This window comes from Alcanivorax sp., from assembly GCF_002726155.1.
GTDB lineage: Bacteria > Pseudomonadota > Gammaproteobacteria > Pseudomonadales > Alcanivoracaceae > Alcanivorax.
Genome location: NZ_PBSH01000050.1, coordinates 21,087 through 38,007, shown reverse-complemented (window position 1 = coordinate 38,007; position 16,921 = coordinate 21,087). Strand labels below are relative to the sequence as shown.

The 16,921-nt window shown below is 57.7% G+C and carries 13 protein-coding genes; 8 read left to right on the top strand and 5 right to left on the bottom strand.

Going from position 1 to position 16,921, the window contains the following annotated elements; all coding sequences use genetic code 11:
- The first annotated feature begins 47 nt into the window (after positions 1-47).
- From CL546_RS15140 to CL546_RS15130, 3 genes are read left to right on the top strand one after another with little or no spacing between them, the layout of a single operon-like run.
- Positions 48-1,049 (top strand): hypothetical protein, encoded by a 1,002-nt coding sequence (locus tag CL546_RS15140; protein ID WP_290496458.1) that lies wholly within the window; start codon positions 48-50, stop codon positions 1,047-1,049.
- Between the two features lie 41 nt (positions 1,050-1,090).
- On the top strand, positions 1,091-2,098 hold the full coding sequence (locus CL546_RS15135; RefSeq protein ID WP_290496456.1) for an agmatine deiminase family protein: 1,008 nt from the start codon (positions 1,091-1,093) through the stop codon (positions 2,096-2,098).
- A gap of 49 nt (positions 2,099-2,147) precedes the next feature.
- The gene (locus CL546_RS15130) at positions 2,148-3,041 is read left to right on the top strand and encodes a carbon-nitrogen hydrolase (RefSeq protein WP_290496454.1); all 894 of its coding nucleotides are present in this window, start codon (positions 2,148-2,150) and stop codon (positions 3,039-3,041) included.
- A 212-nt stretch (positions 3,042-3,253) separates the two neighbouring features.
- On the opposite strand, the gene CL546_RS15125 is transcribed toward CL546_RS15130, so the two are convergent.
- Complete coding sequence (locus tag CL546_RS15125) at positions 3,254-4,165, bottom strand: LysR family transcriptional regulator (RefSeq protein ID WP_290496452.1); 912 nt, start codon at positions 4,163-4,165, stop codon at positions 3,254-3,256.
- Positions 4,166-4,323: 158 nt separating this feature from the next.
- On the opposite strand from CL546_RS15125, the gene CL546_RS15120 reads away from it, so the two are divergent.
- The 3 genes from CL546_RS15120 (at position 4,324) to CL546_RS15110 (ending at position 10,051) form a co-directional block, all read left to right on the top strand.
- Positions 4,324-5,664, top strand: coding sequence for an OmpP1/FadL family transporter (locus tag CL546_RS15120; protein ID WP_290496450.1), 1,341 nt, complete (start codon positions 4,324-4,326; stop codon positions 5,662-5,664).
- A gap of 12 nt (positions 5,665-5,676) precedes the next feature.
- A complete protein-coding gene (locus CL546_RS15115) occupies positions 5,677-9,192 on the top strand; it encodes an Ig-like domain-containing domain (protein ID WP_290496448.1) in 3,516 nt (1,171 codons plus the stop codon).
- A gap of 289 nt (positions 9,193-9,481) precedes the next feature.
- Entirely contained in the window at positions 9,482-10,051 is a 570-nt protein-coding gene (locus tag CL546_RS15110; protein ID WP_290496446.1) for a hypothetical protein, read from the top strand.
- A 231-nt stretch (positions 10,052-10,282) separates the two neighbouring features.
- Here CL546_RS15110 and CL546_RS15105 read toward each other — a convergent pair whose 3' ends face one another.
- The 3 genes from CL546_RS15105 to CL546_RS15095 all read right to left on the bottom strand — a co-directional run bounded on the left by CL546_RS15105 (position 10,283) and on the right by CL546_RS15095 (position 13,468).
- Positions 10,283-11,023 (bottom strand): polysaccharide deacetylase family protein, encoded by a 741-nt coding sequence (locus CL546_RS15105; protein WP_463671047.1) that lies wholly within the window; start codon positions 11,021-11,023, stop codon positions 10,283-10,285.
- Positions 11,013-12,191 carry a glycosyltransferase gene (locus CL546_RS15100; protein ID WP_290496444.1) on the bottom strand — a complete coding sequence of 393 codons (1,179 nt, stop codon included), beginning with the start codon at positions 12,189-12,191 and terminating at the stop codon, positions 11,013-11,015. Before CL546_RS15100 ends, CL546_RS15105 begins: the two co-directional genes overlap by 11 nt.
- A 122-nt stretch (positions 12,192-12,313) precedes the next feature.
- Positions 12,314-13,468, bottom strand: a complete 1,155-nt coding sequence (locus CL546_RS15095; RefSeq protein WP_290496443.1) for a sulfotransferase — start codon at positions 13,466-13,468, stop codon at positions 12,314-12,316.
- A 132-nt stretch (positions 13,469-13,600) separates the two neighbouring features.
- Here CL546_RS15095 and CL546_RS15090 point away from each other — a divergent pair, with 132 nt between their 5' ends.
- Entirely contained in the window at positions 13,601-14,392 is a 792-nt protein-coding gene (locus CL546_RS15090; protein WP_290496442.1) for a glycerophosphodiester phosphodiesterase, read from the top strand.
- On the opposite strand, the gene CL546_RS15085 is transcribed toward CL546_RS15090, so the two are convergent.
- Positions 14,356-15,525, bottom strand: a complete 1,170-nt coding sequence (locus CL546_RS15085; RefSeq protein WP_290496441.1) for a patatin-like phospholipase family protein — start codon at positions 15,523-15,525, stop codon at positions 14,356-14,358. The genes CL546_RS15090 and CL546_RS15085 overlap by 37 nt on opposite strands.
- Positions 15,526-15,655: 130 nt before the next feature.
- On the opposite strand from CL546_RS15085, the gene CL546_RS15080 reads away from it, so the two are divergent.
- Positions 15,656-16,768, top strand: a complete 1,113-nt coding sequence (locus tag CL546_RS15080; RefSeq protein WP_290496440.1) for a GNAT family N-acetyltransferase/peptidase C39 family protein — start codon at positions 15,656-15,658, stop codon at positions 16,766-16,768.
- Positions 16,769-16,921 lie beyond the last annotated feature (153 nt).

The window sequence follows — 16,921 nt, the reverse complement described above, 5'->3', positions numbered from 1 at the left end:
CTAACTTTCTAATATCGAAAGAAAATACAATCTCGCCGGGGGAAGAAATGAAGATAAAAATAATGACGTTGCTGGCCTCAGCAGCGCTGGCCATGCCCGCTGCCTCACTGGCGGCCGACGTTCCCCAACGCGGCATGTCCCAATCCCAGGTCCGCGCAGAATTCGGCGCCCCCAACCAGAGCAAGGGCCCGGTGGGCAGCCCCGCCATCACCCGCTGGTTCTACAACGGCTTCACCGTCTACTTCGAAAACGACACCGCCTTGCACACCGTCGTTGATCGGCCGGCCAGTGCGGCACCGGATGTAGTCTCCGGCCAGCAGGTCGATACCTTGCCCCCCATCGAAGAAAAAACGGAAGAAAAAACTGCAGCCACCGCCAACGCACCGGCATCTTCAGCCAGCGCCAGCGACAACAACGATCAGGGTGGGCCGGTCTTCGATCCGGTTTCCGGCCGTTTTGTCAGCGAAGGCGACAGCGACGCCAGCCCGGCACAATCCGCGCCTGCCGCTACCACCCCAAGCCAGGCCACACCTCCTGCACCGGAAACGAAAGCCGCAGCCACCCCGGAAAGCGCTCCCGCCGCTCCCGACACCGCCAAGCCAGCGAAAAAGACAGCAGAAACAGCTCCCGCCGCTGCAACCAAGGCAAGTACGCCTACCCAAACAACAGCTCCGGGCGCAGGCTCCACCGACGAAGGCGAATTCCGCTTTGACCCCGTCACCGGCCGCATCATCATCGCCGGCGAAGACACGCCCGAGCAGGCTGCACAGAAGAAAGCGGCCAGCGTAGAGAAAGAAGCCCGGCAGTCCGTTGACCAGGCCAGCGAAGCGGCCAATCAAGCGGTAGAAGACAGCCAGGCCAAAGCACAAAACGCCGTTGATGACGCCAACGAGAAAGCACAGGCTGCACAGGCTGAAGCCGAGCAAAACGTGGAAGAACACGTCGAGCAGGCAGAGCAGACCCAACAGGCCGCAGAGGACGCGGCGAACGACGTAAAAGACACAGCCGATGACGGCGGTTTCTATATTGACTGGGGTGCCCGCCAGTAGCACACTCGCGCGCATAGCCAACCCTGCGGACACTCTTCGCTATGCGCCAACTTCTTCCTGAATGGACTCCCCAATGGGGGGTCCTGCTCGCCTGGCCCGACGCCCATACCGATTGGGCCGATCACCTGGCCGACGCCGAAACCTGTTATCTGGATATCCTCGCTGCCCTGCTTGATCACGAGCATGTGCTGCTGGTGTGCCGTAACGCCCACACCCGTGAACATATTCACGCTCAGGTCGCTGCACGGAGCATCGACGCCCAGCGCCTGCAGGTGGTGATCGCCGACTACAACGACACCTGGGCCCGGGATTTCGGCCCCATTGCCATTCGCAACGGCGAGCAGACACAGCTGCTGGACTACACCTTTACCGGCTGGGGCGGCAAGTTCGCCGCCGACAAGGACAACGCCCTCAACCAGCAACTGCCCTGGCAGCTCCCCCTGGAAACCCACGCCCTGGTACTGGAAGGCGGCGCCATCGATACCGATGGCCATGGCAACCTGCTGACCACCCGCCACTGCCTGCGCAACCCCAATCGCAACCCGGACCTTTCGGAAGCGGAACTGACCGAACAGCTGAAACAACAGCTAGGCGTCAGTGATATCTGGTGGCTGGACCATGGCGAATTGGAAGGCGACGACACCGACGCCCACGTGGACACCCTCGCCCGCTTTGTGGACGAGAAAACCCTGGCCTATGTGCAATGCCAGGATACCCACGACAGCCACTACCCCGGCCTCGCCGCCATGGAGCAGGAACTGCAGCGCCTGGCAGCTCAGCATAATTTGACCCTGGTCCCGCTGGCGCTGCCCTCTGCCCAGTATTGCCGCGAGGGAGAACGTCTGCCGGCCACCTATGCCAACTTTCTGATCACCAACGAGAAAATTCTGGTGCCGGTTTATGGCTGCGACACCGACCAGCAAGCACTGGATGCGTTGCAGTCCGTATCCGGCGCTCGCACGGTGGTGGCCGTCAACTGCCGGGTACTGATCGAACAGCATGGCAGCCTGCACTGTGTCACCATGCAATTGCCGCAAGGCGCGCTTTAATTATCTATTCAACACTGAGCCCAGCCAGCCCAGTACAAGGAAAATGCCCATGCGTGTTGCCGTTATCCAGCAAACAAACACCGCCGACCTGAAAGCCAATCTGGATCATTCCCTGGCGAAGGTGCGCGAGGCCGCCGCCCAGGGCGCCGAACTGGTGCTGCTGCAGGAATTACACCGCAGCCTGTATTTCTGTCAGACCGAGGACACCGGCGTCTTTGATCTGGCTGAATCTATCCCCGGCCCCAGCACCGACACCCTGGGTGCACTGGCCAAAGAGCTGGGCATCGTCATCGTCGGCAGTCTGTTTGAAAAGCGCGCCACCGGTCTCTACCACAACACCGCCGTGGTACTGGAAAAAGACGGCAGCCTTGCCGGCATCTACCGCAAGATGCACATTCCCGACGACCCGGGCTTCTATGAAAAATTCTATTTCACCCCCGGCGATGCAGACTTCAACGATGGCCGCAGCGGCTTCAGCCCCATCGACACCAGCGTGGGCAAACTGGGCCTGCTGGTGTGCTGGGACCAATGGTACCCGGAGGCCGCCCGCCTGATGGCACTGGCCGGCGCCGACCTGCTGCTCTACCCCACCGCCATCGGCTGGGATCGCACCGATGAACAGGACGAACAACAGCGCCAGCTGGACGCCTGGATCACCATTCAGCGCGCCCATGCCGTGGCCAACGGTTTACCGGTGCTGGTCGCCAACCGCACCGGCTTTGAACAAAGCCCGGCGGACGACAGCGGCATACAATTCTGGGGAAACAGCTTTATCTGTGGGCCACAGGGCGAATTCCTGGCCCAGGCCGACAGCGACAACGAGCAGGTGCTGCTCGCTGATGTAGACATGCAACGCAGTGAATCCGTACGCCGCATCTGGCCCTACCTGCGCGACCGGCGCGTGGACGCCTATGGCGAATTGCGCAAACGTTATCGGGACTAGGCGCCCCTTCTGAGCGGCTTGCCAGGCAGGCCAATCGCGCCATCAAGAATGGATTTCACAATAACCAGAGCGGAAATGACGAAAATCGTGCGGGGAAAGCCGCAATTATTATTTTTGGGGGGCTAAAAATAGCGATTCTGTCTCGCACAAGAGCGAAAACGCCATCAAAAAAGTAAAACTTATATTCAGGAATAAGCACGTTTATCAGGCGATCAATTCCCTCCCTTTCCTGTGGGGACTTTCTCAAAAAGAAAATCCATAAAAACCCGCGTCTTCGCCGGTAAACACTTCCTTTCCGGGTAAACCAAATAAAAATCCAGATCCGGCGGGCGATAATTCGGTAACACTTCCACCAGGCGCCCATCATCAAGATAAGGCTGAATATCCCAGGCACTTTTCAACGCGATCCCCATGCCGTCCACAGCCCATTGCAACAACACTTCACTATGGTCCGTCTGCAGCTTGCCCCGTACCTTAATAGAATGCTGACTACCCTGGTCATCGTACAGCGGCCAGAAGTCCTTGAACGACGCATGGCAATCCAGAATCAGGCACTCATGGTCGCGTAAATCCTCCGGGGTTTTCAGCGCAGGGTGTGTGGCCAGGTACTGCGGAGAAGCGATCAAGTGGCAGCGGTTGTCCATCAGCTTTCTGGCCACCAGAGAAGAGTCTTCCGGCTGCCCAATGGCAATCGCCACATCCAGCCCTTCACTCACGAAATCATAGGGCCTGTCGCCCAGAAACAGTTGCACCGGCACCTCAGGAAAACGCGCGATAAACTCTTTCACAAGCATCGCGATACGGTTGCGTCCCAACCCCATGGTCGACCACACGCGCAAGGTGCCGTGGGGTCCCTTGGCAAGCTGCACCACCGCCTCGGCAGTGTCCTCCAGATCGCCCATCAAACCATCCAGCCGCTCAAACAAAGCGCGCCCTTCATCGGTCACCTTCATCCCCCGGGCATTACGGTTGACCAACCGCACCCCCAGCTCTTGCTCCAGGTGGCGCAAGCGCTGGCTGATGGTCGCTGGCGACATCCCTAATACCCGCGCCGCATCGGTCATCTTCCCCGCTTTGACCAACTGCACAAACACGCTGAATTCCTTTATCAGCTTTACCGTCATTTTTATTCCTAAAAGTAGTTTTTATTTTTTTCGGTTTTTAAAAGGTGCACCCAAGTCCTAGTCTGAAGCTCGTTCATAAGCCCTATACATAAACGTAAAAAGTCTCACGAACAACCACTAACCAACAAAAACAGATACCAACAACAGGGAAACGTGATATGAAAATGCCATCTTTCCGGTACGCCGGTTTGACTTCGCTTGCTTTTTTCGCCCTCACCCCAACCGCCATGGCCAATATGGGCAATATCGGCACCAACTACGGTGTATTACCGGGGGATGTGGCCAGTGCCCAGGCACTCTCGCTCTTCAACAGCGATGTATCTGCCACCTATTACAACCCGGCTTATCTGGCCCATGACGAACGCGGGGAGCTGACGTTGGGGCTGTTACATGCCGAGCACGACTTGCGCATCAGCAGCCAGGGGGGCGCGGCACCGCTGGGTCGCAGCAGTGACGTGATTCAGGACACCCCCTCCCAGCAAACCCTTATTGGGATGAAAACGAATCTCAGTTCACTGACAAAAAGTGAGCACCCGATTTATTTTGGTTTTATCGCGGGCGTGGAGAAATACGGCGAGGAAATGCTGGCCTTTAACTCCAGCACCTCCAACAGCGGGCAATATTTCAGTTACGGGCGCCAGCCGCTGTTCCTGAATCTGGGCGGGGCCACCGAAGTCCTGCGCGGCATCGATGTCGGCCTGACTGCCCGCGTCACCCTGCACGCGGACGCCGAGCTGTACGCTTATACGGACCTGCAAGGCAACACCAGCCTGGAAAGCCTCAACGTCAGCGCCAAGCCGTCTATCCGCCCGGTTTTCGGCATGAACGTGAACTGGGCTGAAACCTTCTGCGGTGGCGGCGACTGTCTGTTTGACGGCATCGAAACGGCCCTCTCCTTCCGTGGCCATTCCAATACCGAAACCAAGGTGGAAGCCACCACCATTATTCCCGGCACCATTCCTGCTCCCGGCCTCAACCTGGCCATCGCCACCCTGGATGCCTACCAGCCGGATATCACCTCCCTGGGCATGCTGTACCGCAGCGACCGCTGGCGCCTCGGGCTCACCCTGGAATACCAGGCCTGGTCCGATCTCAGTGACGAATTCGAAAGTGACACCATCAAGGACCAGGCCAACCTGAACTTCCAGGATGTGCTGATCCCGCGCCTGGGGGGCGAATTCCGGGTGAACGACATGCTCACCCTCACCGGCGGCGTCGCCTTCCAGGAGTCGCCTCTGGAAGGCAAACGCAGCCTGGATGTGAACTACCTGGATGCGGACCGCACCCTCATCGGCCTTGGCGCCACCCTGGAACTGCGTGATCCGCCTGTTCTGGCTTACCCGCTATCCCTGTCTTTCGGCTACCAGTACCAGATGATCGACGAGCGGGATTTCGAGCTCACCTCCACCGATCCCATGGTGCCAGTGAATCCCTATGAAACCGTCACCACCGAAGGAGACGTCAGTGTCTTCTCCGGCTCCATGACCATGAAATTTTAATCGGAGGCTATAATGAAAAAAACGCTAGCAACCCTCACCTCCGCCGTGCTGCTCGCCGCCTGCGGCGGCGAAGACAGTGGCAGCACCAACACCGACACCTGGAACGCCGGCAGCCAATCGCTGGTGTACAGCTACCCGGCCAAGGGGCAAACCGAAATTGCCACACCTGCCCCGGTGATCCTGCGTTTCACCAGTGCAGTGAACAGCAGCAGCGCACAAAGCCACATCACCCTGCACGAGGGCAATCGCAACGGCACAAGCCTGAGCTACACCCTGCGCGAAATCGATAACGGCCGCGGCCTCGTGCTCACCCCCGACACCCGGCTGGCACCGCTGTCGCGCTACACCGTCGTCGTCGATGGCCTGCCGCTCATGGATGGCGATACCGACAGCCATGTTTTCAGCTTCACCACCCGCGCCCTGGAAGAAGGGCCAAGCAGCCAGGTACTGGCAAGCAGCGACTTTGCGCTAAGCCGCCTGGTGCCCGACGGCCAAGCGCTACCGGTCATGGACTTCTCCACACTCCGGCTGCAGTTCTCCCAGCCGCTGGACCCGGCCAGCGTTCAATATGGCAACGACAGCACCGACACCCTCACCCTGAGCGGCCCCGGCGGTGAGCTGGTCGAAGCCCGGGTACTGGTAGACGGCCCCTACCTCACCCTCGACCCAACCAGTGACCTGACACCAGGCCAAAACTACACCCTGACACTGGCAAGCGGGCTCGCCAGCACCGCAGGCAATGCACTGGCTGCCGACAGCTACACCCTGACCCCCAAAGACTCCCGCCCCCGCGAAGTCATGGTCCAAAAAGTCAGTGACTCGGCCAACCGCGCCCTGCTGTCACCACTCACCGGGCTGCCGATTAACGAGGTGCCCATCAACGCCACCCTGCTGGGCGACGACAATGCCACCCAACAAGGGGGGGACGTTCACGCTGAACTGGCCTTCGTGCCCAACTACCCGGAGGTCACCCCCTTCACCGTATCCAGAAGCACCATCCTGTCCGGCACCAGCATCGACGTGAACATTGGCGGTGAAGTCCCCGCCGGTTTCAGTACCGGCGCGGTTAACGTTCACTTCCTGTCCGATGCCAGCGGCTACCTGCTGCCCAACCCCTACACACAGCGGGCCGATGCCCCACGGCAGGTGCGCCTGTTCATGGATGTGGCCATGTCCACCGAAGACCCCACCGCCAATGGCGCGGTCACCCAGGACATCCTGCATATCGAACTGGTAGGCACCGCCCTGGTGGTCGACGGCATCATGACCATTGATGCGGTCAGCATGGTAGAGCCGAATATCCTCGGCCAGGAACGGGGCTACGGCACCCTGAGCTTCCACATGGAAGCCTACCGGGACCAACTGAACCCGCCAGAACAGGTGGCAGATACCACGCCGCCAGAGCTGCAAAGCTGGATGCCCGGAGACAATGCCACCCAGCAGAAACCCGGCGAGCCGATTGTGCTGAATTTCAGCGAGCCCCTGGAAAGAAGCACCCTGGCCGGCAACATCGTGTTGCAGAAGGACGGCCTGGACATGCCCTTTCAGTTCCAGGTGGATGGTGCCAGTGTGGTAATCCAACCGGATGAGCCACTGGATTACAGTGAATACCAGCCAGGCGTGCCAGCACCGATCTATACGCTGGCCCTGAACAGCCAGATTACCGACCTGGGGGATAATCCTCTGACAGCAGAAAACCTGCAGTTTGAACTGGCAGAGCGGATTCCAACACGGATGATTCAGGTTGAGCAGTATTCCGATCAACTGGAAGAGGCGCCCGTTCCAAAGACTTCACCACTGGTTCTCAGCGCGTATCCCGGTTATCCCTGTGTAACGGATGCAAGCACCCGGGATCTAGCCAACAATATCGCCGGCCGATGCCAAGGGGGCAGCCCGGGTTATACCGACGGCACACCGATGGATCAGGTTCCAGCAGACGACCTGCTGCCTGTCATGCCGTTGCCAGCCAATCATCCAGTGACAGTGCAGTTCAGTAAGGCAATTGCGCCGGAAAGCGTCGTACTGGGGCAGAGTTTTCAAGTCCATGAAATTACCGTCGACGGCAGCATCCTCGAAATGGTGCCCGGCAAAGTGAAAGTCAGCAGCAAAAGCCTGACGTTCTGGCCTGACATGCCCTGGAAACCCGGGGCACTGTATCGCTATCAAATGGCCTCCAATAATGTCACGGAACCAACGGCCGTCAATTTCGCCTATACGTATCTGGGCTCCAGCAATGCAACCTGCGATGGCACCGGAGCAATCTGCTCTCAAGATGGTATGCCGCTACTCACCCAGCCACTGGGTGAACAAGAAAGAACACCCACCCAAAATTTTCCAACTGGCGGCATTAATGTAGCTAATTTCCTGCTCACTGCAGTCCCGTATTTTCAGAATGCGGGCGGCCCTCATCTGGAAATCTTTTTTCGAGGTGAAGGCAGCACCAACCATGTACTACAAAGTCTTTCAGCTGCTTCATCAGCCGATACGAACAGCAATCTTATGGGTGAAGCAACTGTAAAAATGGGTGTCCCGCCCTTGCTTCCAGCATTTGCAGGATTTGAATTCGATAGCGAAGGGATTGCACTTGGAAGTGACTTTGTGACACCTGTTACCGCAGAGCCCATTGGAGAGGAGCCTCTTCCCCAAGAAACACAAAGCGGCATTGAACAGCTGCCCAATAGCGCAAGAATAGCGTCACTCAATATAGAAGGATCGGAAACGCCGGCCATTTTAGATGGCGCCACACAGGCATTCTTCCAAAGCGGACTAACTTTTGCAGGCATTGACGGTGGAAATATCGGCTGTGGCTACGAGGCCACAATTGGGAATGATGGTGGTCGTTACACCGCAATTGCTGATGTTCCTGCGATTGATTACGCGTCCACGATTACCGATCCTAGTGCACCCATCGACCTTTCCTCCATTCCTGAAGGGCACAAGGGTGACCCGATCGAGTGCGAGGAAAGACAGTTCACAAATCTGCAGGTAGCATTGAGCGCTATTGTGACCAAGGAATATGACCCAGAAAAAGGCATCAAGGTTCTTATTTTTCCATCACAAATCTTTGGTAGCTCAGTCCCTATCTATACTCGAAGCTTTTTGTATGGCAGCAACCTGCTATCGGCTCCCACTGGCATGCAGATACTCAGGATGCGTTATGCCGAAGACAGTCAAGGCAACCGCACCAAGCCCATTACTGGCTGGATACATGCTGGCGAGGATGGCCCAGAGCTTTCAGCCAACGTTGATCTTTATATGGACATTCCCTATGTAGACGGAATTCTGAAATCAGCCACTTTCGGCAACAACCTTCACAGTTACCCAATCAGCATGAATCTGAATGGCCCTGTCGAGTTTCTGGACGATGGACGGATGGTCATCGAGCAGTTCAATGAAAATGATGTGGATATTGATTTCAAAATTTTCTTCACATCTGGGGGAACACTTATGGGACAAGTACCCCTTAACATTCCGGCCGGAGGAAGTTATATGCAGCTAATATCCTCACCTATTAAAAATATTCAGTAATCAAGATGGCTGCCCTAAATGGGCAGCCTTCATATATCACCCAATAAAAAACTTTCTTTCTTATCCAGCGCAAACCCCTACCCTGTGATTCACTACGCTCCTCATACGCCTTCCCATAAAATCTCATAAGACACTAAATCTAATTCCAGCTTTTATTTTTTTGATGTTGCTATGAAAACAAAAAAACACAAACATGAACCCGCTCTTCACAAAGCGTATCGCAGTTTCGTTGAAGTCTGTGAAGGGACTAATCAAATAATTTTCCAACTATGATAATACGGAGAAAACAATGATCAGTTCCCTTAAAAAAATAGTAGTCGCAACAGCGGCCGCCTCTTCCTTGCTGGCAACAGCAGCGAATGCAGCCGATATTTATCAGGGTGGTGTGGTCGTTCCCAGCGTCAGCGGGGTAACCTTTTACGGTAGCAATATCCAGCTCACCAAAGGTGCCGTTAACCTCAACTGCAACCTAAGCCTCGACGGCGACATTGCGCCAGATGGCAGCGGCGGCGCCAACATCCAGGTAACGGGTGGTAGCGTAACAGGTGCTGGTTTTTGTGGTTTGGTCAACCTGACCAACTTCCCCTGGACTGCTCATGTGGATGCTGCGGATGCTCCCGTACCCCCGGCGAACACTCTGGTTCCGGTCACCTTCAACGGCATCACTGTCCAGGCATCCTTCCTGGGCACTTGTGGCCCGGGCCCGGTGACTGCCATGTACAACAATGGGGCCTCTGTTCCCAACACCGATGCTTCATCTTTTGATTTTGCTGCAAGCCTGAATCCAGGAAACTGCTCCATCACAGGCAAGCTGTCTACCCAGATGCCTTACAGCACTGAAGATGTTGACGTGTACTAATGAGTAACCAGGGCACCACGCATTCTGTGGTGCCCTCCCCTTAAGCATCAATTCAAAAACAAGGTTCGTTATTCACTAAATATCGACACTGAGAAAAAAACCAACTTTATTCAGTCACTCTATCGCACTGAAAACTTGATCGCCGAGTGGTTTACAGTGCGCCTTTATTACCCGCCACCCGGCGGGTATTTTTTATGCCCCATGGCTTCATAGTTTATTTTAAACCAGAGACTATAACGAAATGACTGCAGAGCGGTTAACTAGCATTTCCAGTGCCTGGGAATAAGAAAACGTCTGTGTCAACGACGCCGCCAAAGGCAGAATCGTATTGGCAAGCCGCAATTCAAAATCGTCCGGATGCAGCCCGATGCGTATCGGTGTTCCAGAGCGGCGGGACTGGCTGATATTGATGGCATTGAAAAAGCGTAACGTCCAGGCACGAAATACGGTGTCCGCTTCAAAACCTGCCAACGGCAGCCGAGTGAAGGTGCCTTTGTGGGTATCGTGAACACCAGACAAGGTTTCCACATACCGAAACGGCAACCCGGCAAGCTGTGCCGGGGTCAACGCGCCCAATGCCCACGCCGGCGGCACATAGAGCGGCGATGGCGTCAGGCCATTACGGATAAACCAGCGATAACAGTCCCACACCAGCCGCTGAATGCCGTCGCCGGAGAACGACAGATGCTCCGCCACATCCCGTGACAACAGCGCGCTGTGCAAGCGGTGATAAAGCGTCATGGGTGGCTGACAACGGTGGGACCAACCATGGCCGGCCAACGGATGCCCCGCCTCCTGCAGACCCCGTAACCAATCCAGGTCATCGGCCTGCCAGTCTTTACCGGGAACCACCAGCAAGGTCACCGCTTGGGCGGGCAGGTTGAGCCTCGCCAGCATGGCGGTGACACGCGTGCGGGTTTCGGGCATTACATCGTGAATCGAAACCAGTGCGGTTAATGGCTCAGAGCGCATTGCGGATGTAACTGCTGCTCAGGCGGCGCAGCAATGCCAGGGTGGGAGAAGGCAGCGCCGGGTTTGGGTTGGGTGCCAGCGTAGCGCAGTGGGCCAGCACTGCCGTCCATTGTGTCACCGCATGGTCGTTCATGGATAAGGCAGCCTGGCGGGCCTGGCCGGCCTTGAGCGAGCGCGTCACCGGGCTGAGTGATTGCAGGCGCTCGAGGGTATCGAACAGGCTTTCCCCTTCGTCCATGATCCACAGGCCGTTGGCCAATGCCGGCCATTCATTGATGCCGCAGGCCGGCGTGGTAATCACCAACCGCTCCCGCGCCATGGCTTCCAGCGCTACCGTACCAAAGGCTTCCACCGATGAGGGCAACACCAGCACCTGACAGCGATCCAGCATGCTGACCACTTGCTCACGGGCACACCAGCCGTGGAAATGCAGGTTGCCCTGCTCGCCGCAGGCCTTTTCCACCTTGCCGCGCAACGGGCCATCGCCGGCAATGTCAAACTGCAGGTCCGGGCGACGGGACGCCAGCGCGAGGAAGGATTCAATGTTCTTTTCCGCCGCCAGCCGGCCCACATAACAAACCCGCTGTACGGTATTGTCTAGCTCGGCCACTGGCGTATGCACGAATTCGCGGGCCAACGGTGTGCCTACAAGTTGTGGATTGCGCGCCCCCGCGGCCCGCGCCTGGGCGATCATCGATTCGCAGATGGTGGCGGCGGTTTCGCTGCCCTGAAACAGGGTACGGTTCACCCAGTTGAGAAAGCCCCCGGCCAGCCGCGCCAGCCGCTTCCCCCAATACAGCTCCACCAGGCGGTTGTAATCTGTCTGGAAGGTGACGCATACCGGAATCCCCCACTTCTTGGCGATCCAGTAGCCGATCATGGAGAAAATGCCCGGCCCCGGAATGACGATCACATCTGGTTTCATTTCCCAGACCAGCGCGCTGAGCTCACGCACTTTGGGAAAGAACAGCCGCTGGGTGGGGTCGCCGGGAATCGGTATGGACGCTCCCTGGCAAGGATGAGGATCCTGCATGCAGGGCTGCACCAGTTCCACTTGCGCCACCTGATCTTTCAGATGCGAGACCAGGTCCTGGAAGTAGGCGCCGACGCCATTCCGCCCCTTGATCGCATCCACCACAAACAGTATGCGTAGCTCTTTGGTATCCATGGCCGGCAGTATCCCGGCCGCTCATGTCGATAATGTGACAGGGTGGTCACGCCATGACGGTGTAATTGCGACAAGATGTAACAAGAGGAGACGCAACAGGCTTCACGCTGCATGCAACACGCTCAGGCGTCAGGCTTATGGAAACCGAAGCGCTCATACACCCAGCCAAACCTGTGCAGCAACGCCTCACCACTGACACCCAGGGCATCCAGAGAATACTGATGGTCACTGCGGTACTGCCTGGCCTTGCGGTCCTGCTCCTGCAGCCGCTGACAAAATTGCACGTCGGGCTGCCAGCCAAACCGCTGGTAAAAACCCAGTACAGTCTCGCCTGGAGCAGATGCCAGGGTCTCCATCACCGACAGCGCCTGGCGCTGTTCCGGCATCTGCTCTACTACCTCCAACAGGTGCCGATAGTAGTATTCCAGCATCGCCAGAAATCCTTCACGCCAGTAGGCGGTGGTGTCGCGACCATCGAACAGGCGCGCGCCTATAAGAATGGAATTCACCTGCGATGGCACCGCCGCAGAGGGGCTGCGCAGGCAGCCGATAAAACGGGCATCCGGGAAAGCTTCGGCCAAGGTTTCCATCCACGGGGTAAACGACGGGTTCTTCGATAGCAGGATTTTTTCCGGGCCGTGGAAGTAAAGGTGGCGCTGAATAAAACGGCGGTAAGCGCGCATCAGCCGCTGTTTTTCTTCCGGGCGGCCATCGCGGTCCAGAAACGTCAGTTGCCACAGGGCAGGAACAGGCACCACAAGCACCAGCAGAAAGCAGCCCCATACCGGGATCAATCCCAGATAATCCTCTTCCGGATCCAGCAGCCCGGTCTTGTGCACGCCGTCCAGTCCGCCCAACAAACGCCTTTCCGCCCAGAACAGAAGCCGCGCACCCGGGCGACCGATCACTTTGTCCAGACGAGCGACACCGGTCCAGAAATAACGCTGGGTAATCGAGGGCGCAAACAGCAGCTCCCATAACGCTGTGGTGGTAAACCGCGTATCCATGGCCAGCAGGCGATGGAGAAAGGTGGTGCCGCTGCGTGGCACCCCGGTCACAAACAACGGCTGACGCACAGTCACGCGCCGGAACGCCGGGAACAGCAGATAATCCAGGCCCAGGCCGATACCGTTAATTCCCTGTACCAGCAGGAATAACGGCCAGAACAGCAGCATCACCAGCAGCCGCTGTAACGAAAATCCACGCAGTTGCCCCTGGTAACCGGGAAACCAGCTGGCGGCAAACAATGCGGTATAACGTTTCAGCAGCGTTGGCATGATCAGGCTCGAAGGGAAGAAACGTTGAAACAATAAAACAGTTTCAAGTCACAAAAATGACAACACTGCCTCTTGTGTCCAGGTCACAGCGCTGTCATCTTTCTCGCAAAGAATAGCGCTATGACTGTGCCAATGACCGACCTGACGAACCCTTCTGCCTACCCTGCTCTGGTAGGCCACCGTGGCGCCCGCGGCGAAGCGCCGGAGAACACGCTGGCCAGCTTTCAAGTGGCCATTGAAGCCGGTGTGACGGAAATGGAACTGGACGTGCGGCTGTCCTCCGATGGCCAATTGATCGTGCTGCACGACAGCGACGTCACCCGCACCACCGGTGTCCGCGGCAATGTACGCCAGTACACCCGTGCCCAGCTTGGCGTGATGGATGCCCGCCGCAATACCCCCGGCTGGCACAGCCCCACCGGCATTCCCTCACTGCAGGAAGTGGTTGAACTCTGCGGCCCGGATATGCGTTTTCAGTTCGAGGTGAAAGGCGCAGACCGTACCGTCCTCCACCAGCTGGCTCATCACCTCACGCACATGATCCATGATCAGCAGCTGCAATCACGGGTGGTAATTACCTCCAGCCACACCGGCTTTCTACGCATGATCGGCACCATGGCCCCGGATATCGAGCGGGGTTACGTGTGCCAACATCGTTACCTGCAACCCACTCGCCGCGCCAAGGGGCTGGGCTGCAGCTGGGTGATCGCACATTACTCGCTGGTCGGCCCGGCGTTGATGCGCCGTGCCAAACGACGGGGCTTGAAAGTGTCCGTGTGGACGGTGAACGACCTGACCGAAGCCGAACGGCTGGCCAAACTGAAAGTGCACAGCATCATCACAGACTTCCCCACCAGCTTTGTCAGCCACTTCCGCCGCAAACACCGTTACGGCTCTTCGGAAGCGGCCTCCATCAACGGCTGATCGTTAAGAAACGCCATGATCTCTTCTTTACGGGCCATGGCGTCCTTGCGCCCCATCTCGATCAAGGCATTGGTGAAGCCGGGCTCAAACAGCAGATAACTCATGGCGCTGGCCCCGGGGGAACGGGTCGCCCCGGAACTGCGCAGGAAAAATCGCAAGGTGCGGGGCAATTCACGAATATGCTCCGCCGCAATTTCATCAATGGGCCGCGAGGGATAAATTTTCAGCACATCCACTTCGCGAAGCTTGATACCGTGCTTTCTACGGGTGCGCTCGCCCAGAGCAGACAAGGTGTGATTGATTCGCTCAAGCCGCTCCACGTCCCCTTCCAGGGTATCCACGAACACACTGTTCAACACATGCCCCAGCACCTGGGCCATGGAAGGGTAGCCACTGAGCCGACGCTGATGCCCGGCACTGACGTTGCCGGAGACACCAATCACCAGTAAGCGCGTGGCACCCAGATGCAGCGCCGGGCTCAACGGTGCCAACTGGCGCAGCGCCCCGTCGCCATAATAGGCGCCGTCCACGTTGCTGGCAGGAAACAGGATAGGAATGGCCGCCGATCCCAACAAGTGCTCCACCCCAATGTTCGAACGCTTGCCCTTGCGACGCGCCCGGATCCATTCGGGCAATTCATCCGCGCCCTGAAAAAAGCTCACCGACTCACCACTGGCATAGGCAGAGGCCGTAATCGCCAATGCCCGCAGGTGCCCCTGATCCAGACTCTCCTGGATACGGCGAAAATTAATCACCAGTGACAACAACCGCTGCAGTGGCGTGTTATCAAGAAGGGAGCTGCGCTCCGGGGTTTTGCCCGTGGCCACGCCAGAGAAAAACCAGCGCATCACGCCCCGCAGACAGGCGTACAGGTCCGTGCGGTAAACCTGCTCTGCGGTAATATTCGACCAGACTCGTTCAAGCCCTCGCACCGCAGCGCGGTAGTTGCCAGCATTGGCTGACAGCGCCGCCGCATTGATCGCCCCCGCCGAGGTGCCACAGATGATCGGAAACGGGTTGGGCGCACCACGAGGCACCATCTCCGCAATCGCCGCCAGCACACCGACCTGGTAGGCGCCGCGCGCGCCACCGCCGGACAATATCAATCCTCTCACCGGATCCTGCTTGTGCATCGATACCCTCCCTGTTGGTTGTGGTCAGTATGCCGCGCTGACCGCCCGGCCACCACCGCTGGTCGCAGCAATAATGCTGGCGGGAACATAACCGCTGCCTTATGCTGAACGCACTCAAGGACACAGGATTATGTGCGCTTTCTCCCTCCGCCCCGCTCTCCCCGACGACCTGGATGCGCTCACCGCGCTGGAACAGCGTTGCTTTTCTTCTGATCGATTGTCGCGCCGCAGTTTCCGTAAATGGCTCAAGCGCCAACACGCCGGCTTGATCGTTGCGCTGGATGAACAGCAGCAACTGGCAGGCTATGCGCTGGTGTTGTTGCAGCCCGGTACGCGCCTTGCCCGGCTTTACTCCATTGCGGTGGATCCTCAGCAACGGGGCAAAAAACTCGGCGAGCACTTACTGGACGCCGCCGAAGATTATGCTCACCAGCAGCGGCGCCTGTTCCTCCGCCTGGAGGTGCGCAAGGACAACACCACAGCTATCGCCTTGTACGAACGCCTGGGTTACCGCCTGTTTGCCCAGAGGGCTGACTATTACGAAGACCACGAAGACGCCCTGCGTTATCAAAAACGCCTTCACTATCAACCGAAAAATCTACGCGGCACTTCCAACCCGCAGCATTTACCCTGGGTCCAGCAAACGACTCCGTTCACCTGTGGCCCCGCCTGCCTGTTAATGGCCCTGGCCGCGCTGAAACAGCAAACGCCCACGACCACAGAAGAACTGTTGCTGTGGCGCGAAGCCACCACCATTTTCATGACCGCAGGTCATGGTGGCTGCCACCCGTTGGGGCTGGCACTGGCCGCCCGACACCGTGGCCTCAACGCCCGCGTCTGGTGTAACCAGACCGGCCCCCTGTTTGTGGATTCAGTGCGCGACAGCGATAAAAAAGCGGTTATCACCACCCTGCATAACCACTTTGTCAGCGAATGTGCGCAGCAAAAAATTCCCGTCTGTTACGAAGATTTCAGCGCCGCTGACGTGGACAAGGCCATTACCGCCGGCAGCATCGTTCTGGTGCTGATCAGCACCTGGCGGCTGGATGGCCGCAAGGCGCCACACTGGGTGGCTATCAGCGGCAGCGACGAAGAATGCTTCTACATACATGACCCCGACCCCGGCGAAGACCAGGTGCCGATGGATTGCCAACACGTGCCCATCACTCGGGAAAAGTTTGATCAGATGCGACAATACGGCCAGGCAAAGCTGCGCACGGCAGTGATATTGAGCCGCCCCTGAATAACGCTTTGTTGCATGAACATCGCAATAAAGCCGTTTCGAAAAGCGAGTTTCGAGTCACGAAAACCTGAATTTTCCGCTCTTTGAGGTTTTTCTTTTCGAAACACACTTCTCGCAACTCGCAACTGCTGTTATCGCGCCGCCAGCGATGTT